Raw genomic sequence first — 23,278 nt, 5'->3', positions numbered from 1 at the left:
TCTATCCTTTCATCGCGCTGTAAGACATTTCCGCCGCCTCCAGCTCCTGATTGCAGGAGAGCCTGTAGAACCTCACAGCTTGGCCAAGACCGTCCAGAAGCTCCAGAGTCCTGCCGAGCATCATTCTGTCCGACGGGTGATAAGTCTGCTGGAGAAGCACTGGGTACACCTCGCTGAAGCCCGCCTCTCTGATGCTGTTAGTCTCCGAACGCTCAAGAACGCAGACTGCCTTCAACGGTACTGATATGTTCGTGTTCAGGCCTTCCTTCCCGCTGTACGGGCTTCCGCAGACTATCGCTTCACCGTCGGCAACCCTGACAAACGGTTTGTCGTCGTTCACCATCACGGCCCGGCCTCCCAGAAGTTCGCGCCACAGCCTCGCGTGCGTTGATTTCCCCGTCCCGCTCTTCGCCGTGAACAAGTAACCTTCCCCGTCAACAGCAACTGCAGAGCCGTGAAGCATGAACGTACTGTACTCCGGCATTCTCTCCGCTATCTTCCTGAACACCGCAGAGACCTCCGCCCATCCGCCCGCAACTTCCGCGCTTACCGTCCTGCGTTCGGCCTCAATGTCCGCATACGTTGTCTCCACCTCAAAATCAGGCTCGCTGTCCGTCTGGTATTCAGCGCAGTAAACGTGAATGAACGAGAACAGCGAGCTGATCCGTATGTTCCTGTCTGCTATACGGTAAACCTTATCCATGATAAGGAGTAGTAGTAGCTCCGTCGCTTGTCGTGATCACGTCTTCGTACTCGTAATCTACGACCTCAATCTCAAGCCTCTTGTACTCTGCTTTATGCTCCATTCTTAATTCACCTCCTTCCTGCTAGTCCGAATACCCTGCCGCTGTCCTGTAGGCCTGATTCGCCTCGTAATACTTGTACAGTGCAGCAGCAAGCTCCGGCTCATACGCATAATCAGTGCTGTCCGTCAGAACGGCGTAAACGTACGACATTGCCGACACGTTCACTTCGCACGAGCTGTTTCCGGCGTTTATCACAACATCGAATGTCTTGGTGAGTTCGTGGGCAGGTATGTTGTCCAGCTCGATAAGATAACGGTTATTGTCCTGAGGCACGACCTGAAGCCCGCCTCCGTTCTTGAGGGACGCTGTTACCTCTGAGGCCGAGTTCACCAGTACATTGATGGTCGTGTACGAGTCCAGCGCAAGGCTGAAAGTTACTTCTTCAATGTCAGAGCCGCTGATAGTCTTGCGGAAAGCGTATTGCTCCGTCGCCGACTTAATGCTGTTCACTAGAGTTACATCACTGCTCGCGTAAGTGTTCTCGTTCTCGATCGGAGCATAATCCCCGCCGAGACTCCAGCCCCTGTACGCAGAGAGCATCAGCTGTGCGTAATGCCCGTAATCCTTGATTGCCTTCATCAGGTTTCGGACTGCGACGCTGTAATCATCATTCCCTGCATACTTCTCATCTGCGAGCATGTCGTTGAGGTACTGCCTCGCCGTGTAATCCTTGCTGACGACCAGACCATCACCGTAATAGAACTCGGCTCTGATGTTGTTCGCCATCTCGATGGACTTGATTCCGCAGTCGAAGTAGTAATATTTGCCCGTCCCGTCGGTGAAGCTGTCGGTCTCATAGAAAGGCTTGCGGTTGTTTGAGGTTCTGTCGCCGCTGATGTCGAACATCATATAGCTTCCTGAACGCACCGTCTCATCAAGTGAAGATAGATCCATCGCGAACCTGACCGCTATCTTCCCGTCGAGCACGAGAGCCTGATACTTGAACTTAGGCGCGCCGGACTCTGGTGATGTTCCGCCGTTCTGCTCCCACACTGCGGAATACGCGCGGTTTCCCGTCGAGCCCTGCGCAATCGTTACGGTCTGTGTTGCTTCGGTGAGGTCTGTACCAGTCCAGCCCTTGAAGGTGTAACCGTCCTTCGCGGGGTTCGTCAGGGTTATGGGTGTGTCCTCGACCGTGTAGCTCGCGGGGTTGCTCACGCCGTCTGCAAGACTGCCGCCGTCAAGGTTGTACGTGATTGTGTAGGGGATTGGCGTAAACGTTACGGATATAGTTACGCTGACAGCAGGCATCGTGAACGAATAGACACCGTTATTAGCGGTTATTTCCGTGTCGTTATAGCTCACCGTGCCGATGCTGTAGCCATCGACGGGCGTAATAGTCAGGGTAACAGTATCACCCTCGACAGCCCCGGACTTGCCCGCAGTAACTCTGCCATTCTCAATGCCGCCAGCAACGGTGATAGTGTAGTGCTTCTGTGTGATGACTCTGCGGTCGCCGTCCTCGCTGATGGTGAAGTAGTCGGTCTTGTTGGCGGTTACGTTGGTCTCGCTGTGCATATAGACCACGCTGGTGAAGTCCTTGATGCTCGAAGCGTCAACCTTGTCGATGCCGTCATAAACCGTTACTGTTCCGATTGCGTTTGTGCATGGGCTGTAGGTGTATCCTGTTCCGATTCCGTCTGCATCAGTGCCGCCTGTTGCCTTTACCGTGCCGCCCTTGATGGTGATGTTGCCGAGTCTTGCGGTCTTCGCGCTGCCGTTACCATAGATAACGCCCGTGCCGATACCTGCGCCCCAATAGCCGCCGTTTGCAGTGATAGTTCCGCCCTCGATGATAATATCGCCGCCGATGACATCATTGGCAGGATCCCAAGCACGACTAAGGCCGATCCCTGCTGAATGTTGGCCGCCGGTTGCCGTCAGCGAGCCGTTGCCCTTGATAGTGAGCGTTGTGTTCTCTCCGCCGACCTCGATACCTGCCTTTTGGGTTGCGCCCGTCGCACTGTTCGTACCGACGAGGGTAATCGTAGCCGTGCCGTTGCAGACTATGCCGCCGCCAATGCTCACATCGGAAAGCGTAATGCTTGCTCCGTCGGGAATCGTTACCGTGCCGGAGGTCGAACCTGTCAGCACGTCGCCGTTCTGTGCCGTATAACTCTCGCTTCCCGAAAGGGTCTTGTTCGGTTCAGCAGCTTTCTTTATCGTGGCGGTAATGGTGATGTCTGCATTTCCTAAAGCTACAGTATAAATACCGTCTTCGTCTGCGGTCAGCGTTTCAGTTCCATTCTTTACGTCGCCGTCAACCACATAATCCGGCGCAGCCTTGAATCTGATATTTGTACCTGACGGATATTTACCGCCGACCGCCGCATTGTCAGCACTGACGATAATCATATTCTCAGGCAGAGTTACACGATACATCTGCCCCTGCGTCCACAGTGCGTACAGCGTCATATCAGAAGTAACGCTGCTGTCAAAGTCCCACTCATTACCATCCGTGAAGTCCTCATCGGTGTACCATCCGCCAAAGCTCCAGCCCTCGGCTGTCGGCTCAGTCGGTTCAACCAGCTTATAGCCGCTTAACAGGCTTACCGCTTCAATAGCAGAGCCGTGCCCTTGAAGGTCAAAGGTTACGGTTCTCATGGCTGTTCCGACAGCAATCTCCGTTCTGTCCTCATTCTAGCCCATTACGAGCGTTTGGCCGTTGTTGTCAAGCGAAAAGTATGTGCCGAGCGATATATTGCTGTGATATGTGCCATAGCCGCTTGTGATCGTAACGGGCGCATTGTCGGTGGGTATGCTGCCGCCACCTTCCGTGATACCGATATTTGCTCCAGCGGTCAATTCGCCCGCAATGGTCAAGACAGAAGCGTCGCCATAATACAGCATGACATTTGCGTTGGTATTATTCGCGATGACAGGATTGCCTGACACGGAAACGCTGTTGGTCTGCGACCATATTCCCGTAGTGTTGCCGCTGATTTCACCGCCGGATACCGCAACATTGCCATATGAATGAATACCATATACATCACCGGTAATCTTTCCGCCGGAAATGGTAATGTTCGAATTATTAGGGGCCAAAACCGCACTGTTATATTGATTGCTCGTGTTTCCGATAAGCGTACCGCCTTGCAGGGTGAATACGGGGTTGCTATTCTCACTGTAAACCAAAACGCAGGAAACATGTTCAGTGCTGGAGTCCATGCCGCCCTTTATCGTGCCGCCCGTGCCGCTGTCTGTAACCGTCAGGCTGCCCTCAACCCGGATAACCATTCCGTTCGTTATGGCACTTGTCAGCCCACGGTCAATAGTATGCCCGGCAAGGTCGATTGCAGCCGTAACGCCTTCAGGAACGTAGATATATCCGGCGGTGTTGACATCTTCTGTCAGCGTATAGGTCTTGCTTTCGAGGGTGTAGTAACCGCTTGCGCCGTTTGTCCCGGCGGTCAGCGTTCCGAAGACGGTTTTCAGCACTTCGTCCGCCGTAACTTCATGAGTGCAGGCTTCATCGGTGAAATACTTGCTGCACACGGAGCATTGCCAATACTCAATATGATTCGCGTCTGCTTCGTGGTGTACGCCTGTGTGGGGAATCTTATCAATGAGGCCGTTGCCTACGGTCAGCTCAGTAGTACCGTTTGCATCCGAGAAATACTTGCCGTCGTTTCGCAGATAGCCGCCACTCGACAGACCGTATTCCGTGCAGGTCGCAGCCCTTGCGGATACAGGGGTATATGTAAACTGGGCATAAATCTGCACTTCGTCCAAGTCCACCTTCATTGTTGTGCCGACTTCGTAAACCTCAAATCGGAAATACTGATACTGATTGCCCGCGTCGTTGGTGCAGGCAATCTCGAAAGTCTTTCCCGCACCGAGCGTTGTCGTTGAGGAATGAATGGCAGTCCATTCGTCGCCCTCGTTCAGTTTCGCCTTGAACGCCCACTGCACGGGTTTCCAGAAGCCGGCGTTCTCACTGTCGCAGGTCAGGACATAGCCCTTCGGTATGACAGGCGAATCGGCGTGGAACTCCACAAATGCGGGGTCTTCCGTGCCGCCTGCGAAATCATTCGTTGTCCCATCGTCGTAATTTTTCAATGCACTCCAGTCGGTATTGGTATTGCCGTCCACAAGCTTAGCGTAGTTCTTGCCGTTTCCGCCCGTAGCGGTGAAGCCCGTGAACAGCAGGTAGTCCGTGCCGCTTACGGTGATGGTCGAGGTCGTCGTCGCCCAAGCCGTGCCGGATGACGCTAGGAACAGTACGATGACGAGCGCAATATGCCTCAGGAATTGCGGGAAGTTACAGTGTGGAGAGTATAGTTTGACCGTGAGCCGTGAGCCATTATACCGAGTATCATTCACTTGTGTCAATCCTTTCTGTGTGGGATTCATGGGTGAATTATCGCCGGTTTTGCGGGGAAATTCAATCGGCGGAGAGAACGTTCACGCAGGAAAATCAACTTTCGCGCAGAACTCAAAAGTTTTTCAGGATGTCGTGATGCCCTATGTCAACAAGAGCAACTAGATTTTCTCCCTCGTAAAACCAGATGACTCGAATATCCATGTTGACGCTGAACTCAAATAATCCGTCAGTACCCTTAATGTGTTTCGTTCTCAGCGAAGGGTGAAGTGGATTATCCGCAAACACATCGAGCTTCCGCCTGAATTGAGCTTTCTCGTCCGCTGAAAGTTTCTTGTAGTGCTTCTGGAAACGTTCAGAGTAAGTGATTTTCAGCATCAGGACTTCTCCAGAGCCTCAATCATCGCGTCAACGCTATCGAACACAGGCTGTTTCCCTGAAGATATGTTATCTCTGAGTTCTGCCGTCTCTTTGCGGAGCTGTTCAACGTAATCAACGGGGTAAACTGCTACAGGTATCATGCTTATTGTTCCGTTGTCAGCAAAAATTTCGAGCTGGTCGCCCTCTTTCAGCCCCAGACTTGAGATAACAGAAGCAGGAATTGTTATCTGTGAATGTGAACGCAAGACCGCCACTGCCAACGCTGTCTCCTCCTTTCCTGCGGGAAAAATTCAAGAGGGCGGGGAAGTCCTCTGACGCTGTCAATCGTCATCGTTGAACATCACAGCTTCCCATCCCTCGAGGTATCCGATGCGCTCATACGTCGCTATAGCGTATGCATTGTAGTCGTCAAAGCCGTCATTCATGTACTTCCTCGCGGCTCTGTCCCGCCCGGACTTTATCCAGTCGCGCTGTTCCGCCTTAAGCATCTCGAACACAGAACGTGCAGGCTTAGTGATTTCGTCCTCGATTCTGTGCCATACTGCGCCGAGCTTCCTGTCTGCCTCGCGGAAGACGCTGCTCTCCCTCTTCATCCTCGTGTAATCCTTGTCGCTGAGGCCGTACGCTGAACCTGCGAGCACCGCGACCAGCAGCAACGCTGAAAGTATACGCTTCACTGATGTTTCCTCCTTTATCATTTTTCTTGGCCGTCTTCTCAGGCTTTGCAGAATAATTATAGCCCACGTTATTGTATAATCGCCTCATCTCGGGAGGTGCAAATCACAATGAAGAATTACACGCTGCTGTTTCTGGTTCTCTGGCCGATGTTCGGAGGACTACTCTCCTACGTAGCAGGACGCTACAGCCGGAAAGTCCGCGATTACGCCGCAGATGCCGTCTGCCTCGTTGAGCTCGCCGCAGTCCTGACGCTCTACAAGCACATAGGCTCGGAGCTCGAACTTCCGGGAGTCTGCGGGCTTGGCATAAAGTTCACGCTTGACGGCTTCAGGTTCATCTACGCGCTGATCATCGCCTTCATGTGGGCGGCAACGACAATCTTTTCGCGCGAGTACCTCAAGGGGCACAGAAACCGCAACCGCTACTACCTTTACGTTCTCTTGACGCTCGGGAGCATAATGGGAGTGTTCCTGTCTGCGGATCTCTACACAACGTTCATATTCTTCGAGATGATGTCGCTGTTCTCGTACATCATGGTTGTTCAGGACGAGACACCTGAAGCCCAGAGAGCCGCCGAAACCTACCTGGCCATTGCGATAATCGGAGGCCTCGCGACATTGACGGGGCTGGTGCTGCTCTACGCTAAGACCGGCACGCTTGACATCGCGGCACTCTACCGCCTCGAGGACAGAAGCGGCTTGTACTTGGCCGGAGTGCTGGTGTTCATAGGTTTTGCGGCGAAGGCAGCGATCTTCCCGTCGCACATCTGGCTTCCGACCGCACACACTGCCGCTCCTGCACCTTCAAGCGCACTGCTCTCAGGCCTGCTCACGAAGTCAGGACTGTTCGGAATCATCGTGCTGTCTGCAGGGCCGTTCCTTCATGACCCGCTGTGGGGGTTCATGCTGCTCATTCTTGCGGTGATTACGATGGTGCTCGGGGCTGTCCTGGCCGTCTTCTCCGTCAACATCAAGCGCACCCTTGCGTGTTCGTCGATGTCCCAGCTCGGCTTCATCCTGACGGGCATAGCGATGCAGTGCTTCTTGGGCAAGGACAACGACCTCGCGATACGAGGAACAATCCTCTACATGGTCGGGCACTCGCTCGTGAAACTCGTTCTGTTCCTCTGCGCAGGTGTCGTACACATGAACACTCACCAGCTCAACCTCAACGACATTAAGGGTTTCGGCAAGGGCAAGAAGACGCTGATGTTCGCGTTCGTCATGGGGGGGCTTGGCCTGATGGGTGCTCCATTCTGGAACGGGTACTTAGGAAAAACACTCATCCACGACGCAATTGTCGAGCACATCCACGAGCTCGGAAACGTAATGCGCGGAGCGTCGGGAACTCTGCCGTTCATGACAGCGGGAGGAGAGGCGGCACTCTTCAGCGTGTGCGAGTGGCTGTTCCTGATCTCGGGCGGCCTCACAACCGCTTACGTCATCAAGCTCTTCGTTGCGCTGTTCGTCGCTTCGCCGTCGCCGTCAATGCACCAGAAGGACATCTACATCTCCCGCAGCAATGCCTTCATCCTCGCGTTCTCTGCTCTGCTGCTGCCGGTCATCGGAATGATGCCGTACAGTGTCGGCGACAAGATAAGCATTCTCGGAGCACCGTTCATGAACAGCACGGGTCATCACCACATAATCCGCTACTTCTCCTCCGAATGCCTCGAGGGGGCGATAATCTCGATCGGCATCGGCATAGCGGTCTACTTCCTGCTGATACAACACTTCCTTCTTGAACGCAGGGGCGATAATGTCGTCTACCTTGACCTGTGGCCGGAGAAGCTGAACATTGAGAACGCGTTATTCCGCCCGGTAATAGGGACGATTCTGCCGTTCATCGGGGCATTGTTCGCGCATGTTGTTGACCTGTTCACGGCCGGGCCGGTGTCGTGGATGCTGTCGAGGGCTTCGCGCGTGAAGTTCGTTCGTCCGCCGGAGGACACAGATTTCGGGTACTACCAGGAAGGGCCGAAGGGAGAGACTGCGGGGAAACTGCTGCCGTCGAGCCTGGCTTACGGGCTGATGACGTTTGCGGCGGGGCTGCTGTTCGTGATTGCGTTCATGATGGCATAAGGAGGGAGAAAGAATGATTGCGGACATTGAAGAGATTTTCGAGATAACCGTACAGCTGGGAGTTCTGCTGATGGAGTGCGTAGGTGTTACTGTCCTCATGGTAACAACCTTCAAAAGTATCTGGGGCTGCCTGAAGAGAGACCCTCACGTGAGGCTGACGCTTGCGCAGGGGATTGCGCTTGCGCTGGAGTTCAAGCTGGGCGGGGAGGTCTTGAGGACGGTTATTGTCCGTGAGTGGAGCGAGCTAGCGATTCTCGGGGCAATAATCGTGCTGAGGGGAGCATTGACGTTCCTGATTCACTGGGAGATAAAGACGGAAGAGGCACACTTAGGCTGATGTGCTATCATTCGGGCACAAAGGAGGAATCATTCATCATGAGAAAACTTATCGCACTATCACTGTCTCTCCTGCTTCTGGCTTCGTTCGCCCACGCCGAACCCCGCGAACAGTGCTGGGATCTCGAGGAGCTCACAGTCCTCAACAAGCAGGACGTAGCCGGAGGACGCGGAACGCTCTACGGGGAGTTCGCCTACACGCGCGACAAAGCCGGAGACGACTGGGCCATCAAGGAGATCGGCTTCATGACCCTCAAGCACGGCGACTTCATCGGCCTTCATGCCCACGCCGACAACGAAGACGCGTACCTGATACTTTCGGGAACAGGAATCTTCACCGACGGAGAAGGCAACTCTTGGACGGTCAAAGCCGGAGACATGACGATAGCCCGTCCCGGGCAGTCTCACGGGCTCGCAAACCTTTTCGGTGAAGACCTCGTGTTCCTCGACATCATCGCCAAGAACGCCAGCGCAGACCTCGAAGCACTCAAGGCTAATCCGACTCCGCAGGTTTTCCCTGCCGAAAGACTACGCAAGCTCAACAAGCAGAACGCAGGAGGAGCGGGCAAGGGAACTCTTTACGGGAAGTTTGCCTTCCGCCGCGAGGACGCAACACCAAATCAGGCCATCAAGGAAATCGGAATGATGACGCTCAGGCCGGGAGACAGCATCAGCCTTCATTCACACGCGGACAACGAGGACACGTACATTATTCTGTCGGGCGAAGGAATGTTCACTGACGGGGACGGCGGAGAATACGTCGTAGGGCCTCAGAGCGTAACTCTTGCCGGACCGGGACAGTCCCATGCCCTAGAGAACACCGGCAGCGAGAACCTAATCTTCATTGACCTCATCGCACAGAACCACGCCCTCAAGAAGTAAAACAATCCCCCCCTGATTCGTGCAGAGGGGGAAACTCTTTCTCTACCTCAGGAAATCCAGAAGGCTCGGCTGAATCAGTCTCGCTATCACCGCAAGATTCGCCTGATACATGTAATCCGCCATCATCAGCTGGCTTATCGCGTCCGCAGGGTCAATCTTCGCCAGACTATCGTACGTCTCCTCCATTATCGCATTCTCCTGCGTGAGGCGTTCGCCGTTGTAGGTGTAGCGCGCCTGAAGTGCTCCGTCCTCCGACATCACAGAAAGCAGGTTGCTGATGAAGTCGTCAATCTTCGGGAGCATCTTGCTGGACAAGTCGTCCCTGTTGCCCGACTCTATCGCCGCAATAATGTCGTTGATCACTCCGAAGCCGTTCTGACGCATAGTGTTCGCGCCGCTCCGTATCGTTGCGTTCTGGCCGTGCATTCCCGTGCTGTACATGTCGTTAGCGTCAATCCCGCGCGTCTGAGCTCCGCCCTCGAGGTTGTACCCTCCTCTGTAGTAGCTCCGCGACGAAGACTCCTCGCCGAGAAACGTTGCTGTAACATCAGACCCGTTATTTGTGAACTCCGCCTCTACGGAGTACCCGCGCAATGACCATATCATCAGCTCGTTGTCCCTGTTGACCTCTGCGCGAACGTCGTAGTCCTGCATTCTGGCATTGATGAACTCCGCGATGTCGTCCGCCTGAATCAGTCCGTCGGGGTCAGGCGTAACGCTCCGAATCTCCGTAAGGTCAATCGTGTGAGAGTAGCCCGCCACAGTGAGCGTGAGTTCTGTCGCGGGGAAGCTATCGTTCTCAATGTCCCACACGAAGCTGTCAGACATTATGCCTTCTCCTGTGCCGTCGGGGTTAAGACGCGTCTGAATGCCGGTGCTCAGTCCTAGATTGTCCTGCGCTACATGCCCCTTCACATCGAGAACGCTCACCGCAGAACCATCCTTCGACGAGAGCGAGATTATCGGGTAGTCGCCGGTGTTGCGGGTTGCGTCCTGCCCCATGTGCTGATCGTAGTAGTTCACGTACAGCCACTCTCCGGCCTGAGTGCGAAGCCTGTCCAGAACGTCCTTCACCGTGTCGCTCTCTCCTACGTCGATTTCTACGCTGTGCGAAAGGTTCGCGAAACGTATCGTCCCGCCCCTGAAGTCCTCAACAACTGCACCAAAAGTATCGTTGTCCTTTATGGGCTGTTCGGTCTTGGCCAAGTTCGAGGTTACTCCGCCGTGAATGCCCATCTGCGCCGCTATTCCGCCTGAATAGTCGTTCCATTCAGGGTCGTTGAAGGGCATATCCACGACGGTGAAGGCTTCGCCAGACAGGAAGTATATTGCGCTCGAGTCCGCTATCTCCTCTCCCGCCGCGTCAAGGTGAACCGTGCAACCCATAACTTCATGGCCTTCCTGAGCGTTCACCTCGTCGACAATCGCCCGCATCACTTTTGTGCGGTCAACAAAGCCCGTCTTTACGTTGATGACTTCTGCCCTCTTGATGTTTATGTCGTAGTACATTCCGCAGTTCATCTGCACCCTGAGCGGTATTCCTACGTTGTCGTCAACGCACGGAGCAGAGGGGAAGTTCACGCACTTAGTGCCCGTTCCCGCCATGCTGCTGGTGTAGCCGTCTGTCCGCAGAACCGTAGACAGCCCGGCCTGATCCGCGTAGTTGTACTCGTTCATGTCCAGCATTATGACCTGCTCGCCGTCGAAGCCACGCATAACGATTCTCTGTGTCTTGGCCTCGCCGTCAGTGATGTTTGCTGTAAGGCCTGTCTCCGTAGAATCTTCCTCTAGCGTAACTTCAAGCCATCCCGCACCGGCATTCTTGAGCCGGTCCGCGAGCTGCTCGAGCGTGTAGGACATTCCTCCGTTCAGCTTGATGTCCGCGCTCCGTCCTCCGCTGATTACGCGCCAGTGAAGCTCTGTTCCGGCCTTGACCTCAAGAGTTTCCGTAGGGTCAAATTCCCTGCTCTTCATCGCGGTTTCCATCCCCAGAACGTCGAACACGTCCATGTGGCTATGGTCAAGCTGCCTGCGCGTCGCTGTCGCCTTTAGTGAGTTCTCGCCTTCCGGGAAGTCGAACAGTTCAGCAGCTCCGCCTTCGCCCGTAATCGTCATCGCAGGGTAATGCAGCTCTTCCGCCGCGTCGTTGTTCGCGAGCCTGTCTTCAGGAGCATCGCCTATCCTCTGCGCAATCACCGTGAGGCTCGTTCCGTCAGCGTTTGTCCGCGAGAACAGTCCGCCTATGCCGTTAATCTTCTCCGCAACGTCCTCAAGAGAGTCGTCGTCGTTGATGAATATCTTTGTTGTGCCTTCCTCTTTGCCGCCGACGTTTATTGTCAGTGATGAGGTCGTGCTTGAGATTGTGCCTTCCTTGCCGAAGAGCTCGCCGATGTTCCCGGAGACCGTGATTTCTCCTTCTTCCGACTGAAGCACAAGCCGCCCCTGAAGGTTTCCTGACGACAGCGACGCAAAAGGTGTCCCGTCAGAGATTCCCGAGAACTCCTCGTTGATGGCCTTCACGAGGTCGGTTGATGATGCCATCGACGACAGGTTGAACGTCTCCGTTCTGTCTCCGGCGGTAATAGTCATTGTTCCGGAAGTGCCCTTCCAGCTGAGGATGTTCGTCTTGCCCATGAGGCCGTTGACGCTTCCCTCTCCGCCTGTCTTCCACGAAGAATCATCGTCCGCGAAGGTCTTGCTGGTTGCCGTCGCGGGTATCGGCATGTAGTCAGTGTCAGGCCAGCCAGTTATACCTATCTTCTCGCCGGTGTTGGACTTCATGATGAGCTGCTGCGTTCCGGCCTCCATGTCCTTCTCTACGGTAACTTTCACCAGCATGTCAGCTCCCTGCTCCTCAAGGGATCTGTTCACGATTTCGGCCAAGTCATCGAGGGTTATGCCTGTGTGTTCGCGCGGGTCTCTGAACTGGTTGTAGTCGGTGTAGTTGATGTCTCTTGTGCTGGTCTTTGTGGTGTCGATGTCGCTCCAGTCTTCGGGAATGAACACTGAAAGCGTCCTGCTCCCTACGGTGATCTGTACCTTCTCCTCGCGTCCCTGCCACGTCCAGTCTATAGGGACATTGTGCGAGCATATGAAGTACGAGTCGTCGTCTGTCGGCACAATGTCGCTCCCCGCAAACGTAACATCCCCCAGCAGCCCGTCGCTCACTGCGTACTTTATGCGCTCGTCCGAACCCTGATAGACTATGCTGCCGTCCGGCTTCTCGACGAAAGGCGGGGTTGTTGTGTCCGTTCCACCGAAGATATACTGTCCCGCAACCCGCGTGTTGAGGTTGTCGAGCATTATCTTTTTGTTCGCCTCAATCTGCGCCGTGATGTCCTTGAGCTGGCTGCTGTCTAATGAGCCGTTCCCTGCCTGTATGATTAATGAACGTATCGCCTGCGCCGCGTCGAGAACGTTGTTCAGTGCCCCGTCAGCGTAGCGCAGCATCGTTACCGCGTTGACGGTGTTCTGTGCATACTGTGCATTGGCGTTCAGAGCGGACTGCACCTGAAGAGAACGCGCAACCGCCGAAGGGTTGTCCGCAAGATTAGTGTATTTGTTCCCGGAAGCTATCTGTCTCTGCAGATCCTGAATCATTTTCTGGTTCTGCTGTAACGAGTCCATCAAGCTCCCGTACATTGTTGCTGTAGTTAGACGGCTGTACATGATAACTTTCTCCTTATACAAATATACCCCCCGCATCCTTCGGAGGGTTTGTCTCGAAAACTTCAACGGGTCTGCAGAAATTATCGGCCTACAAGACCGAAACCGTTAATTATCTTGTCGAGCATCTCATCATACGTCGTAATGTACCTCGACATTGCGCCGAACGCCCTATTGAGAATCACCATGTCCATGAGTTCCTCGTCAAGGTTTACGCCCGAACATGCCTGACGCTGTGAGTTAATCTGTTCCGCGACGGTAGCCTGTGTGGTGTACATGAGCTTTGCGCTCGCCGCCTCAGTGCCTATCTGTGAGAGCATTGCGTCATACATTCCGCCGACGCTCAGGGTGTGGTTCTCGAGAATCTTGCTGAAGTTCAGGCTGACCATGCGTGAAGCGTTTGTGCCGTCTCCGCTTCCGCCCGTTGTGCCGGTGAGTGCGAGGCCGTCAGCGTTCTTTTTGCCCATTGCCGCACCGATGAGCGACGGGTCAGCCGACACCCTGTCATCAACGCTGAGCTTCTCTGCCGCTCCTGCCTTAGTGTTCAGCGTGTTGAAGAACGCAACGCCCGTCGTCGTAATGTCCCCTCCGACACCGTAGCCGGAATACTGGTAGGCGTTCACGTGCTTGGCCAGACCGTAAGCCATGCTATCGAGGTTGTCTTTGAGGTCGGGTATTATTCCGTCGCGGATCTCCTCGAGTGCCTTCATCGAGCCGTCCCGGATGTGATGCCGAACGTTGATTGTCGTTGAGCCTGCGGCCTTCAGGTTCAGCCACATTCCCTCGCTGACTTCGCTGAGTTCCTTGCCGCTGTAACGTTCCCGTGAATCGCCGGTGAGTGCGGGGATTCTTCTTGCCCGGTTGAACTTGTTGTCCGACGAGAGATAGCGCACGTTGTTCAAGGTGAACGACGCATCACGCGCAACACCTGACTCCGGGATGTAGGCTATCTCCCTGTAGCTGAAGAGTGCATTGCCTTCGTCGTCGGTTATGTCGGTAGCTATTCTCTGGTTCGCAGTCAGGCCAAGACGGCGCAATACCTGCATGTTTCCGTCCGTGCTGCCCATCAGCGTAATCCTCTGCGCCTCGCCCGCAACGTTCGCGGAAATCTCTAGGTATCCGTTGTCTACAGAGGCATGTACCCACTGCTCGGGCTCTGTGAGGCCGAACTCCTCCTGATACTTCTCGTTTATCTTGTTGCGTATGGTTATAAGGCTGTCGGTGTTCTCTACGTCAATCGTGATTATGGGGTTGGGATTGGCGATACCGAGCTGTTCGGCCAAGTTACCTTCAACGTCGGAGATCGACAGCAGATAGTTATCATTCGACTCGAGGTAGAACTGTGTTATCGTTCCTGATGATGCCTTGCCGGTTACGACTCTCATTCCCGCAAGAGCAGGGTTGTCTGCGTTCGACGCATCAATGAACGTCTGCGAGATGAAGTCCGTCAGATCCTTCACTGTAAGAACGTGCTCGCCTTCGCTGTTGACGCTGTCGACTATTCTGCTCTCAGTGCTCAGGTCAGAGTTCAGCACCCACTTGCCTAATGAGTTGTTCCACGACACGGAGAAATCCGCCTGGTCTCCCGACACTCCGACCCTGAAGGTGTACTTGTCGCCTGCTTGGCCGGGATTCAGAATCTCTCCCTCGCCGAGCTTCTTGCCGCCGTTCTCCTTGAAGTTGTTTGAGGTTACGCGCGTTCCCTGAGTTCCTACCTGAATCCTGAATGACCCGGACAAGTTCAGTGCGTCTTCCACGTGCGCGGGGGTTACCCTCATGTTTACGCCGGTGAGTTCGCGCCTGGCCTCAGTCAGTCCGCCCAGCATCCCGCTGTAGTCCGTGAGCTCGACGGGCGAGTCGTAATCAGCCGTGAACATAAGCGCGTAGGTGTCGGGGTCTTCGCTCATCTGCACTTCCTCAACAGAGAGGTTCATCCCGTCTTCGCCCGCATTGGCCGCAGCATTAGTGATGAACGCCTCCAAGTCAGTCGTCGTGAGCGTAGCCGCTCCTGTATCGGTGGTCATGTCGTCCATCGCAACACCGTCCGCCTCTGCCCTCAGCATCCACGTGCCAGATTCTGTCTTGTCTATCTTGATGTTCAGCACCACAGGAGTCCTGTCCTCATTAAGCGTCCTGAACTGCAGCTTGTAGGGTATGTCCTCAGAGTTCGCGTCGAGGATTATTCCGTTGTTGAAGGCTGAAGTCCGCACCGCGTAAGTCTCTATGCAGTGCGCGTTTCCGCCGCCCGCCGTCCACTCAACGCCGTTAGCCACACGGTCAACAATGAGCTGATATGTCCCGTCCGGGCCCGTCGCCAGAGCATCAGCTACGCTGGGGTTGCTAACAATGTCAAACTCGTTCTCCGACACCTGAACGTCATAGTACACCTGCTCGTCCCACATGAACGCATGAGCCGCCAGCTCCCTCACGTGAGTTCCCTGCACGAGTACCCTGCCGTTCACTGACAGAAAGAACTCTCCCTTGATGCCGTCGCGTTCAAGCGGTTCGTTGTAGGAGATGTCCATCATGCTGGATAGCTTGTCGAGGATGAGGTCTCTCTGGTCGTAAAGATCGTTGGCATTCTGGCCGAGTGCCTCTGCGTTGGATATCTTGAGGTTTATCATGGCAAGGTTGCGTAGCATTGTGTTCGCCTCGTCAACGGACTGCTTCAGCTCCATGTTTATGCGCTCATTGTAGGTGTTGAAGCTGTCGACGAGGTTGCCGAGCATCATGCCCAGAGAGTTCGCGGAAGTTACGAGAGCCTGACGCGCCGATGTGTCTTCGGGTGTCTGCTGGAGGGTCTGAATGTTCGTGAAGAACGTATCCATCGCCGAGCGTATCCCGGAAGATGCCGGCTCTGAGATGTAGGTCTGTATCGAGTCGTATAGGTCATTAACCTTCGTCCAGTAGCCCAGCGTCGCCTGTTCGTCCCGGAACTGGAAATCGAGGAACTCATCACGGATTCTCTCGATCTCCGCAACGTTCATCCCCTGCCCGAGCTGTCCTACGTTCGGAATGTCCTCAGGAGTAACCGTCTTGAACACAGTGCGCTGTCGTGAATAACCCTCCGTGTTCATGTTGGAGATGTTGTGCCCTACTGTCTGCATCCCCAAGCGGAAGGCGTTAAGCGCGCTCCTGCCCATTTCCATGCCGCCGAATGTACTGCTCATTCTATCTACCCCCTGAAATCAGCCCCGCCAGACTGCGAAACCCTGTCCCCGTTAAGCCTCTGCCATTCAGAGAGCAGCATTGACGTATACTGTTCGTTCTGGTCTATCAGGCCGTTAAGTATAATCATTTCGCTCTTCAACACAAAAACGGACTGCGTGAGTCTGTCCGCAGCCCCGTTGAAGATTGCACGTTCATCATTATCCATCTTTGACGCAAGAGAACTCGCTGTAGGTTCGCAGGAAAACTTTGCGGCTAACTTGTGCGCTAGGTCATTGCGGAGTGCGTCCTGCGTCTGTGTCTCGAAAAATATATCGCGCGTCTCATCCATGAGAGCATTCACGGAGTCGATGTCGCGTTCAGTCATTGCCTCGCGCTGTTCGCGTATGGCATCTATAAGGTCATCTATGCAGTCCGCCGTCCCGGCAACAGCATCAATAAGCTCCTCAACTTCGGCACGCATAGCATGTTATTCTTCCGTCGCGTCGAGAATACCGGCTATGTACAGCGCATTCGCCACTTTGTCCAGCGGAGGATTATAGCTGCCGGATTCTACCTGTGCTTTCAGGGCAGCTACTCTGTCTTCACGGATTTCGGGGATGTTCCTGAACTCGGCATTCACTCTCGAGAGCAGTGAGCCGAACGAACTGATGTCTGCGTTGTCGGATTCCTGCTGGTATCCGCTTCCGTAGGAGACATTGTGCCTTGATTTTCTGCGGTTGAGGGCTTCGGTTGAATACTGCCCTGATATTCTGCCAATCATCTCTGTTTTTCCTCCTTCTTCGTGAGATTCATAACGCCCCAAGTGTTGCAATAATTCTCGGTGATTCCCGCGATTATCTTTAACAGCTTACGCGTTTTGTTAATGTATAATTGCATTTATGAATCCAAGACGATTAATAGACATTCTTATGACCATTGCCTTAATGCTGCTGATGTCGAAGCAGATCACCGAGCAGGCAGGACATGAATACATCGGAATCACAATGTTCGTGCTGTTCCTCGTCCACCAGTACCTCAACCGCCGGTGGTACGGAGCAATCTTCAGGGGCAGGTATACGCCCGCACGGGTTCTCTCTGTGCTCGTGAATCTCTCGCTGCTAGTGTCGTTCGTGATGACTGCATTAAGCGGCATCATAATCTCTGAAGAGTTCCTGTTCCTCAACGTCGAGGCTCTCACGTCGTTTGCGCGGACGGCACACCTGTGCTGCTCGTACCTGAGCTTTGTCCTGATGGGAGTACATCTCGGCCTGCACTGGGGAATGATTGCGGGCAGGATAAGTTCTGCTTGGCGCGGACTTCTCGGGAGCGCGCTTGCGGGCTGGGGATTGTATGTGTTCATGAACCTTAGGCTTTACGAGTACATATTCTTGATTAACGAGTTCGCCTTCATCGACTACGACAAGAATCCTCTGTTGGTCCTCGCAGAAAATATTGCTATGCTGTCTTTCTGGACTCTTGCGGGCTATCAGGCAGGACGTATTCTCTCGGGAAAATTCCTGCGTCCGGCAGTAAGTGTTGCTGTTGCACTGGGAGTGTTCGCGGTACTTGTTGTGTGTCTAGGGCTTCAGGAGGCGATGTTCTAGCATGAACGTAGCGGGCGTGGTCATCGGGCTGTCATGCTTCGTGATAATCGGCATCTTTCACCCCGTCGTAATCAAGTGCGAGTATTACTTTGGCGCGCGGGTCTGGCCGGTGTTTCTGGTGCTGGGACTGGCAGGGTTGGGAGTGTCGCTCGTGGTTGAGGACGTGATTCTGTCGGGAGTTGCGGGGGTGTTCGGGTGCTGTTCGTTGTGGAGCATAGGGGAGCTGAAGAAGCAGGAAGAGCGTGTCGCAAAGGGATGGTTTCCGCGAAATCCTAAGCGCAGATAATCCGTGTGATATAATTGCACAAAATTTCACTGGGAAGGAAGATTTGTGAAATGGCAGAAAAAACCTGTGTGTATTGTCATAAACCGTTGAAGCTCAAGGAAGCCGGTTACCCTATGGGAAGCGCGCTCCTGAAAGCTGACAGGGTTCACGTGGACATCTACGAGTGCCCGGAGTGCGAGAGGATAGAGCTTTTTGCGGCGGAGAGCGATCTCGTTACGTGCCCGAAGTGCGGTTCAACCCACAGCAAGAAGGAGAAGTGTGCGGTCTGCGCAATGAACGCGGCTATCGACGAGGCAACCAACAAGTAGGCAAGACAACAATAATCCCCCTGCCCTTGATGAGCGGGGGGATGTTCTTTATCCTTTGACGAGCCTCTTCAGCATATCATACGGTCCGGGCAGCAGCTTCCTAATGAAATGCTTGATGTTAGGGAGGGATAGAGACGACACAGGTACAGTTGGAACATGATGAAGCCTCAGCCAGCGGTTGGCGATCTTGAGGCGTTTGAGTTCTGTTCGGTGCTCCGACGGAGGAATGTACTCGCAAGGCCTGCCATTGATGACATCATCAAAGAGCTTCAGCCACCGCTTCACGAGAACTTCCGGCAAAAACGCCTTCTCCGCAAACTCTTTCGCCTGCCTGCCCAGCCTTATGTTGAGATCCCTGTCCTTCAGCAGAAGTATTATGTACTTCTTTATCTCATCCGTGTTCCGGCCAAGATAACCTGTAGTTCCGTGTTTGATTACGTCCTGCACACCTCCATGTGCCATATTGACGACGGGAAGACCGCAGCCTTCCATTTCGAGCATACTAAGGCAGAACGTTTCCATCCCGAAATTGGCGATCCCTACGCTGGTTCTGTAATACACTTCCACCTTATCAGTTCCGAGATTCCCCATGAACTTGACTGACGGCAGTATCTCTCCGCTTTCAGTCAGGTACTTCATGAACACAGCCTCATACTTCGCATCAGCCAGCCTGTAAGGCCCTAGCTCCGCGTACTTGTTATAGAGCCTGCCGCTGCCTATAACGTAGAATTTTGCGTCTGGCACTTCATGCAGAATATCCTTCCACATTGCGGCTAGGACGTGGAAGCTCTTGTCCGCGTACAGCCCGCCTGTATAAACTACTGCAGGTTCCTGCGGAAGCTCCCTCAGCCTGCAGTGCCGTCCGTCATACATGTTGTGAATGTACGTTGACTTCATGATAGCAGGATGGTCGAGGTAATAATCATAGTGTTCACGTCCGACCATTACGATCCGCCTTATCGCCTCTGTCCTGCCGAGATAGCTTATCAAGTCGTAGGGCATGTAGTTATGAGACCAAGCGACAACCTTGATTCCGGCTTCCGCAGCACGTTCGTATAAGTCATAGAACGCGGGAGTAGGCTGTGCCCTGAGAATAACTACATCATTTCCGTCGGCCTTGACCTGCCTGATAAGGTCTGGGTTGCCGCTGACAACATGAACTTTCACGCCGTCAGGGTAGATGTTGCTGTCTTCATGGCAGTACAGATTGACTTCAGCATCAGAGAATCTGGCGAGAGCATAGGACAGCATGATAAACTCGTATCTCGTCCCACATATTCCGGGATTGCCGAGCTGAGGATTCCTGAAGTCTGTATTGCGGAAAGAAGGTATGTTATTGCTGTAATCGTGTAGGTGAAGGGCTATCTTCATCGCGGAAGTCCCTCCGCAAATGAAGAAACGGTGAAAAGACAGACTAAGCTACTGCGAACTGCGAAATTATACAGACTTCGCGCATTCGTGTAAACCTCCTTTGTACAGAAATTCCCCGCCATGTTTCAGACGGGGATTAGTGATTGCTATGCTCTTATTGCTTCTGCCCTTCCCGGGTAAGCAGCTATAGCGTTCTTCAGAATGTATAACGCCCTCTCTATGTCTTCCTTCTTGAGGACATATGCCATTCTAACTTCATCGAGGCCAAGACCGGGCTGCGCATAGAATCCGCTTCCTGGTGCGGCCATCGTGGTTTCTCCGTCAATGTCGAAATTCTCCAGCATCCAGATTATGAACTTCTCCGAGTCATCAACCGGCAGCTTCACCATCGTGTAGAATGCTCCCTTAGGCTCGTGGCACACAACGCCGTCAATTGCAAGAAGCCCCTTGTACATCACGTCGCGGCGCATCTTGTACTCCTTGTTGACCTCCTGAAGGTAGCTCTTCGGGGTAGTCCTGTACAGCGCGGCAACTCCTACCTGTTCGACCTCAGAGACGCTCAGCCTGCCCTGACACAGCTTCATCACCTGCGCGTTGAACTCCTTGTTCTTTATGGCTATCCAGCCTATACGCGCACCGCACACGCTGTAACGCTTCGACACAGAGTCGATCATTATCACCCTGTCCCGTGCGTCCTCAACCTGCCCGAAGCTCACATAATCATCAGCCTCGTACACAAACTCACGGTAAGCCTCGTCCGCAATCACGAAGAGGTCGTGCTTCTTCGCGAGACGGCACAGCATGTGGACTTCATCCGGCGTGTACACAACTCCCGTAGGGTTGCAGGGATGCGACACCCAGAACGCGCGGGTTCTCGGGGTAATCAGGCTCTCGACGACTTCTTCAGGCGGAAGGTGGAAACCCGTCTCTGCCTTCGTCGGAATCGGCACGATTTTTGCGAGGGACAGGCGCGCAAAGGTGTTGTAGTTCGCGTAGAAAGGTTCGGGAACTAACAGCTCGTCGCCGGGATCGCAGAGAATGTTCACCGCGAATGACAGTGCTTCGCTTCCTCCGCAGGTGATGTAGATGTCGTTCGGCTCAAAGGGAACACCCAGAGCGTTATAGTACTTCGCGACTTCTTCGCGCAGAGGAAGAATACCCTGCGAGGGCTGGTAGGCTATCGTGTCCGTCGTGAAGTTGTGGATTGCCTCAAAGTATCCTGCAGGAGTCTTGATGTCGGGCTGTCCTATGTTCAGGTGATAAACCTTCTTGCCCTTCGCCTTCGCCGCGTCCGCATAAGGTATCAGCCTGCGGATTGGCGAGATCTTCAACGCCTGTATTCTGTCGGAAAAATGCATGATGCTTCCTCCTTGCGCTACTTCTTTGCGCTGCCCTGCGAGGCTACTGCTGCCTGTGCCGCCGCGATTGCCGCCGCATCACCAAGATAGCGGTGTGAAATCGGCTTAAGGTCATCATTAAGCTCGTACACCAGAGGCACGCCGGTCGGGATGTTGAGCTCGAGAATGTCCTTCTCCGAAATGTTGTCGAGGTACTTCACGAGGGCGCGCAGTGAGTTTCCGTGTGCCGCAATGATAATCTTCCTGCCGGACTTTATCGCAGGCACGATGCTCTCCTGCCAGAAAGGCACAACACGGGCTACTGTGTCGGCGAGGCACTCTGTGAGCGGAAGTTCTGCTTCAGTGAGGCCGGTATAGCGCGGGTCATGTCCGGGATAACGCTCGTCCTCCTTCGTGAGCACTGGGGGCTGAATGTCGTAGCTTCGCCGCCAGATCTTCACCTGAGCGTCGCCGTACTTGGCCGCAGTGTCCGCCTTGTTGAGGCCCTGTAACGCTCCGTAATGCCTCTCGTTGAGCTTCCACGAGTGCTGTACGGGAATCCACATCCTGTCCATCTCCTCAAGGACGAGCCACAGAGTCTTGATTGCTCTCTTCAGCACCGACGTGAACGCGTAGTCGAACGCGAAACCCTCAGCCTTAAGCAGACGGCCTGCGGAACGTGCTTCCTCTATGCCCTTTTCCGAGAGCGGTACGTCTGTCCAGCCGGTGAAGCGGTTCTCTTTGTTCCATGCTGACTCGCCGTGGCGTATTAACACGATTTCGTACATGATTGATTTATCCTCCTGTTTGTCTGTAGAATTTTGCAGGTAAGATTAGCAGAAAGTTCGAAAAATTCAAAGCCTCACAATTTTTTCACGCTCTCAGGGTTATAATCTATGCATACCACACTAAGGAGAAAGGCATTCATGGCTTCACAGAATAATACTCTCGGCTACATGGTCATTGAGGGAGGAGAAGGACAGCTCAGAGGCATCGCGCTGGTTGCTGACGCGAGGGGAATACCAATAGACTTTCGGTACACAGACCTGATTCGTCCCAAGAAGCTGGAGCGGATACTTTACGGCGACTCGTGGGACACTTACTTCAAGCAGGAGATAATCCTAGAGAGCCTTCTTGACGCGATAGAAGCACCCGGCCTGTGGATCTGCCAGGACAGCGACATCCTCAACTCTCTGCGCGAGCTCTCGAAGGTCAGGACTGTACTGCTCGAGGAATCTCCTCACGTGCCGCTTGATGCCGCAGGAAGCATCGAGAACACTGCAGAGCCCGGAGCGTTCCTGATTCAGGCAGACCCTCACGGCAACCCGTTACGTGCAGAGTTCCCGGACGGAGTACGCTCGGATGAGGTTCAGGCCGTCGGAGCAATCCTCACCGAGTGCGCGCAGACGATGACCCTGCTCGAGCCCTTCACGAGAATACAGCGTCTGATGTCCGCCCTTGCCGCAGGAGCTGACTGATGCTCGGCAACGTCAGAGGCTACATCGCACGCAAAGCCTCTCAGCACGTCGAGGTTCACACGCTCGATGAAGCGTTCGTTACTGAGCTCGTCGAGGCACGAACCACACGCCGCGCGGTCAGCACGTACACGCTCACTCAGGACACGGCGGTTGCCGTCCACACAGCAGATCTTCACGCCGACCACAAGTGCACGGTCTCGGGCTTCAAGGTCAAGCGCGGGGATGTTTCTGCGCGGGGCTTCAGGGTGAAGCTGTACACCAAGCATGACGCGAAGGTTCGCGGACTTCCTCCGAGACGGAAGACTAATATCTTTTCAGGCTTGAAGAGGATGCAGGCAATGCCCATAGAGCTGGAAGACAAGCTGAAGTTCCAGAGGAACAGACCCGCTGTCCTGCGCAACGAGGTTATTATTGCGTGGTACTGGCCTATAGTTGATAACGCCGTGATAAAATTAGCGTTGAACAAACAGCGCGGCACTCTTCTTGTCTGGTACAAGCCCGGAAGTCGGCACGGCAAAGCCAAAGGACTTTACCTCATCCGCCGTCTGGGGCAGGCAAAACCTGAGTGGCGTTGGGTGTAACCAATCTTTGAC

The 23,278-nt window shown here is 54.2% G+C and carries 21 protein-coding genes; 8 read left to right on the top strand and 13 right to left on the bottom strand.

Annotation, left to right across the window (positions count from 1 at the left end):
* Position 1 precedes the first annotated feature (1 nt).
* The 6 genes from IJT02_03705 to IJT02_03680 form a co-directional block, all read right to left on the bottom strand.
* Entirely contained in the window at positions 2-703 is a 702-nt protein-coding gene (locus IJT02_03705; protein ID MBQ7544030.1) for a hypothetical protein, read from the bottom strand.
* 124 nt (positions 704-827) lie between these two features.
* On the bottom strand, positions 828-3,410 hold the full coding sequence (locus IJT02_03700) for an InlB B-repeat-containing protein (protein MBQ7544029.1): 2,583 nt from the start codon (positions 3,408-3,410) through the stop codon (positions 828-830).
* 36 nt (positions 3,411-3,446) lie between these two features.
* The gene (locus IJT02_03695; GenBank protein ID MBQ7544028.1) at positions 3,447-5,129 is read right to left on the bottom strand and encodes a hypothetical protein; all 1,683 of its coding nucleotides are present in this window, start codon (positions 5,127-5,129) and stop codon (positions 3,447-3,449) included.
* 112 nt (positions 5,130-5,241) lie between these two features.
* A complete protein-coding gene (locus IJT02_03690) occupies positions 5,242-5,505 on the bottom strand; it encodes a hypothetical protein (protein ID MBQ7544027.1) in 264 nt (87 codons plus the stop codon).
* Positions 5,505-5,768, bottom strand: coding sequence for an AbrB/MazE/SpoVT family DNA-binding domain-containing protein (locus IJT02_03685; protein ID MBQ7544026.1), 264 nt, complete (start codon positions 5,766-5,768; stop codon positions 5,505-5,507). Before IJT02_03685 ends, IJT02_03690 begins: the two co-directional genes overlap by 1 nt.
* A 60-nt stretch (positions 5,769-5,828) precedes the next feature.
* Positions 5,829-6,185 carry a hypothetical protein gene (locus IJT02_03680; GenBank protein MBQ7544025.1) on the bottom strand — a complete coding sequence of 119 codons (357 nt, stop codon included), beginning with the start codon at positions 6,183-6,185 and terminating at the stop codon, positions 5,829-5,831.
* Between the two features lie 108 nt (positions 6,186-6,293).
* Here IJT02_03680 and IJT02_03675 point away from each other — a divergent pair, with 108 nt between their 5' ends.
* Genes IJT02_03675 through IJT02_03665 form a run of 3 tightly spaced genes read left to right on the top strand, consistent with a single transcriptional unit; the run spans position 6,294 to position 9,485 of the window.
* Positions 6,294-8,267, top strand: a complete 1,974-nt coding sequence (locus tag IJT02_03675; GenBank protein ID MBQ7544024.1) for a hypothetical protein — start codon at positions 6,294-6,296, stop codon at positions 8,265-8,267.
* Positions 8,268-8,280: 13 nt separating this feature from the next.
* On the top strand, positions 8,281-8,604 hold the full coding sequence (locus tag IJT02_03670; GenBank protein MBQ7544023.1) for a DUF1622 domain-containing protein: 324 nt from the start codon (positions 8,281-8,283) through the stop codon (positions 8,602-8,604).
* Positions 8,605-8,642: 38 nt separating this feature from the next.
* Entirely contained in the window at positions 8,643-9,485 is an 843-nt protein-coding gene (locus tag IJT02_03665; GenBank protein MBQ7544022.1) for a cupin domain-containing protein, read from the top strand.
* 42 nt (positions 9,486-9,527) lie between these two features.
* On the opposite strand, the gene flgL is transcribed toward IJT02_03665, so the two are convergent.
* The 4 genes from flgL to flgM all read right to left on the bottom strand — a co-directional run bounded on the left by flgL (position 9,528) and on the right by flgM (position 17,082).
* Positions 9,528-13,154: a flagellar hook-associated protein FlgL gene (gene flgL / locus IJT02_03660; protein ID MBQ7544021.1), complete on the bottom strand. Its 3,627-nt coding sequence runs from the start codon at positions 13,152-13,154 to the stop codon at positions 9,528-9,530.
* Positions 13,155-13,234: 80 nt separating this feature from the next.
* Positions 13,235-16,321 carry a flagellar hook-associated protein FlgK gene (flgK, locus tag IJT02_03655; protein MBQ7544020.1) on the bottom strand — a complete coding sequence of 1,029 codons (3,087 nt, stop codon included), beginning with the start codon at positions 16,319-16,321 and terminating at the stop codon, positions 13,235-13,237.
* A gap of 5 nt (positions 16,322-16,326) precedes the next feature.
* Positions 16,327-16,782: a flagellar export chaperone FlgN gene (gene flgN / locus IJT02_03650; protein MBQ7544019.1), complete on the bottom strand. Its 456-nt coding sequence runs from the start codon at positions 16,780-16,782 to the stop codon at positions 16,327-16,329.
* 6 nt (positions 16,783-16,788) lie between these two features.
* Positions 16,789-17,082 (bottom strand): flagellar biosynthesis anti-sigma factor FlgM, encoded by a 294-nt coding sequence (gene flgM / locus IJT02_03645; GenBank protein MBQ7544018.1) that lies wholly within the window; start codon positions 17,080-17,082, stop codon positions 16,789-16,791.
* Positions 17,083-17,230: 148 nt separating this feature from the next.
* Here flgM and IJT02_03640 point away from each other — a divergent pair, with 148 nt between their 5' ends.
* The 3 genes from IJT02_03640 to IJT02_03630 are packed head-to-tail and all read left to right on the top strand — an operon-like array spanning position 17,231 to position 18,499.
* The gene (locus IJT02_03640) at positions 17,231-17,905 is read left to right on the top strand and encodes a DUF4405 domain-containing protein (GenBank protein ID MBQ7544017.1); all 675 of its coding nucleotides are present in this window, start codon (positions 17,231-17,233) and stop codon (positions 17,903-17,905) included.
* Position 17,906: 1 nt separating this feature from the next.
* Positions 17,907-18,191 (top strand): DUF4491 family protein, encoded by a 285-nt coding sequence (locus IJT02_03635; protein MBQ7544016.1) that lies wholly within the window; start codon positions 17,907-17,909, stop codon positions 18,189-18,191.
* 50 nt (positions 18,192-18,241) lie between these two features.
* Entirely contained in the window at positions 18,242-18,499 is a 258-nt protein-coding gene (locus IJT02_03630) for a hypothetical protein (GenBank protein ID MBQ7544015.1), read from the top strand.
* Positions 18,500-18,547: 48 nt separating this feature from the next.
* Here IJT02_03630 and IJT02_03625 read toward each other — a convergent pair whose 3' ends face one another.
* The 3 genes from IJT02_03625 to gpmA form a co-directional block, all read right to left on the bottom strand.
* Positions 18,548-19,870: a glycosyltransferase gene (locus IJT02_03625; GenBank protein MBQ7544014.1), complete on the bottom strand. Its 1,323-nt coding sequence runs from the start codon at positions 19,868-19,870 to the stop codon at positions 18,548-18,550.
* Between the two features lie 146 nt (positions 19,871-20,016).
* Positions 20,017-21,228: a pyridoxal phosphate-dependent aminotransferase gene (locus IJT02_03620; protein ID MBQ7544013.1), complete on the bottom strand. Its 1,212-nt coding sequence runs from the start codon at positions 21,226-21,228 to the stop codon at positions 20,017-20,019.
* 17 nt (positions 21,229-21,245) lie between these two features.
* Positions 21,246-21,995, bottom strand: coding sequence for a 2,3-diphosphoglycerate-dependent phosphoglycerate mutase (gpmA, locus tag IJT02_03615; GenBank protein MBQ7544012.1), 750 nt, complete (start codon positions 21,993-21,995; stop codon positions 21,246-21,248).
* Between the two features lie 138 nt (positions 21,996-22,133).
* Between gpmA and IJT02_03610 the strand changes: the two genes are divergently transcribed.
* Positions 22,134-22,685, top strand: a complete 552-nt coding sequence (locus IJT02_03610; protein MBQ7544011.1) for a hypothetical protein — start codon at positions 22,134-22,136, stop codon at positions 22,683-22,685.
* The gene (locus tag IJT02_03605; protein MBQ7544010.1) at positions 22,685-23,266 is read left to right on the top strand and encodes a hypothetical protein; all 582 of its coding nucleotides are present in this window, start codon (positions 22,685-22,687) and stop codon (positions 23,264-23,266) included. Before IJT02_03610 ends, IJT02_03605 begins: the two co-directional genes overlap by 1 nt.
* The last annotated feature ends 12 nt before the right edge of the window (positions 23,267-23,278 follow it).

The organism is Synergistaceae bacterium (assembly GCA_017450125.1).
Lineage (GTDB): Bacteria > Synergistota > Synergistia > Synergistales > Aminobacteriaceae > JAFUXM01.
Note: the sequence above shows the minus strand (reverse complement) of the source record. Positions and strands in the feature narration are given on the sequence as shown.

Bases quoted from the DNA above. Each gene is read 5' to 3' on its own strand.
- IJT02_03705 (MBQ7544030.1), bottom strand. From the start codon at position 703: ATGGATAAGGTTTACCGTATAGCAGACAGGAACATACGGATCAGCTCG.
- IJT02_03700 (MBQ7544029.1), bottom strand. From the start codon at position 3,410: ATGAGAACCGTAACCTTTGACCTTCAAGGGCACGGCTCTGCTATTGAA.
- IJT02_03690 (MBQ7544027.1), bottom strand. From the start codon at position 5,505: ATGCTGAAAATCACTTACTCTGAACGTTTCCAGAAGCACTACAAGAAA.
- IJT02_03675 (MBQ7544024.1), top strand. From the start codon at position 6,294: ATGAAGAATTACACGCTGCTGTTTCTGGTTCTCTGGCCGATGTTCGGA.
- IJT02_03670 (MBQ7544023.1), top strand. From the start codon at position 8,281: ATGATTGCGGACATTGAAGAGATTTTCGAGATAACCGTACAGCTGGGA.
- IJT02_03665 (MBQ7544022.1), top strand. From the start codon at position 8,643: ATGAGAAAACTTATCGCACTATCACTGTCTCTCCTGCTTCTGGCTTCG.
- flgL (MBQ7544021.1), bottom strand. From the start codon at position 13,154: ATGTACAGCCGTCTAACTACAGCAACAATGTACGGGAGCTTGATGGAC.
- flgK (MBQ7544020.1), bottom strand. From the start codon at position 16,321: ATGAGCAGTACATTCGGCGGCATGGAAATGGGCAGGAGCGCGCTTAAC.
- flgN (MBQ7544019.1), bottom strand. From the start codon at position 16,782: ATGCGTGCCGAAGTTGAGGAGCTTATTGATGCTGTTGCCGGGACGGCG.
- flgM (MBQ7544018.1), bottom strand. From the start codon at position 17,082: ATGATTGGCAGAATATCAGGGCAGTATTCAACCGAAGCCCTCAACCGC.
- IJT02_03640 (MBQ7544017.1), top strand. From the start codon at position 17,231: ATGACCATTGCCTTAATGCTGCTGATGTCGAAGCAGATCACCGAGCAG.
- IJT02_03635 (MBQ7544016.1), top strand. From the start codon at position 17,907: ATGAACGTAGCGGGCGTGGTCATCGGGCTGTCATGCTTCGTGATAATC.
- IJT02_03630 (MBQ7544015.1), top strand. From the start codon at position 18,242: ATGGCAGAAAAAACCTGTGTGTATTGTCATAAACCGTTGAAGCTCAAG.
- IJT02_03625 (MBQ7544014.1), bottom strand. From the start codon at position 19,870: ATGAAGATAGCCCTTCACCTACACGATTACAGCAATAACATACCTTCT.
- IJT02_03620 (MBQ7544013.1), bottom strand. From the start codon at position 21,228: ATGCATTTTTCCGACAGAATACAGGCGTTGAAGATCTCGCCAATCCGC.
- gpmA (MBQ7544012.1), bottom strand. From the start codon at position 21,995: ATGTACGAAATCGTGTTAATACGCCACGGCGAGTCAGCATGGAACAAA.
- IJT02_03610 (MBQ7544011.1), top strand. From the start codon at position 22,134: ATGGCTTCACAGAATAATACTCTCGGCTACATGGTCATTGAGGGAGGA.
- IJT02_03605 (MBQ7544010.1), top strand. From the start codon at position 22,685: ATGCTCGGCAACGTCAGAGGCTACATCGCACGCAAAGCCTCTCAGCAC.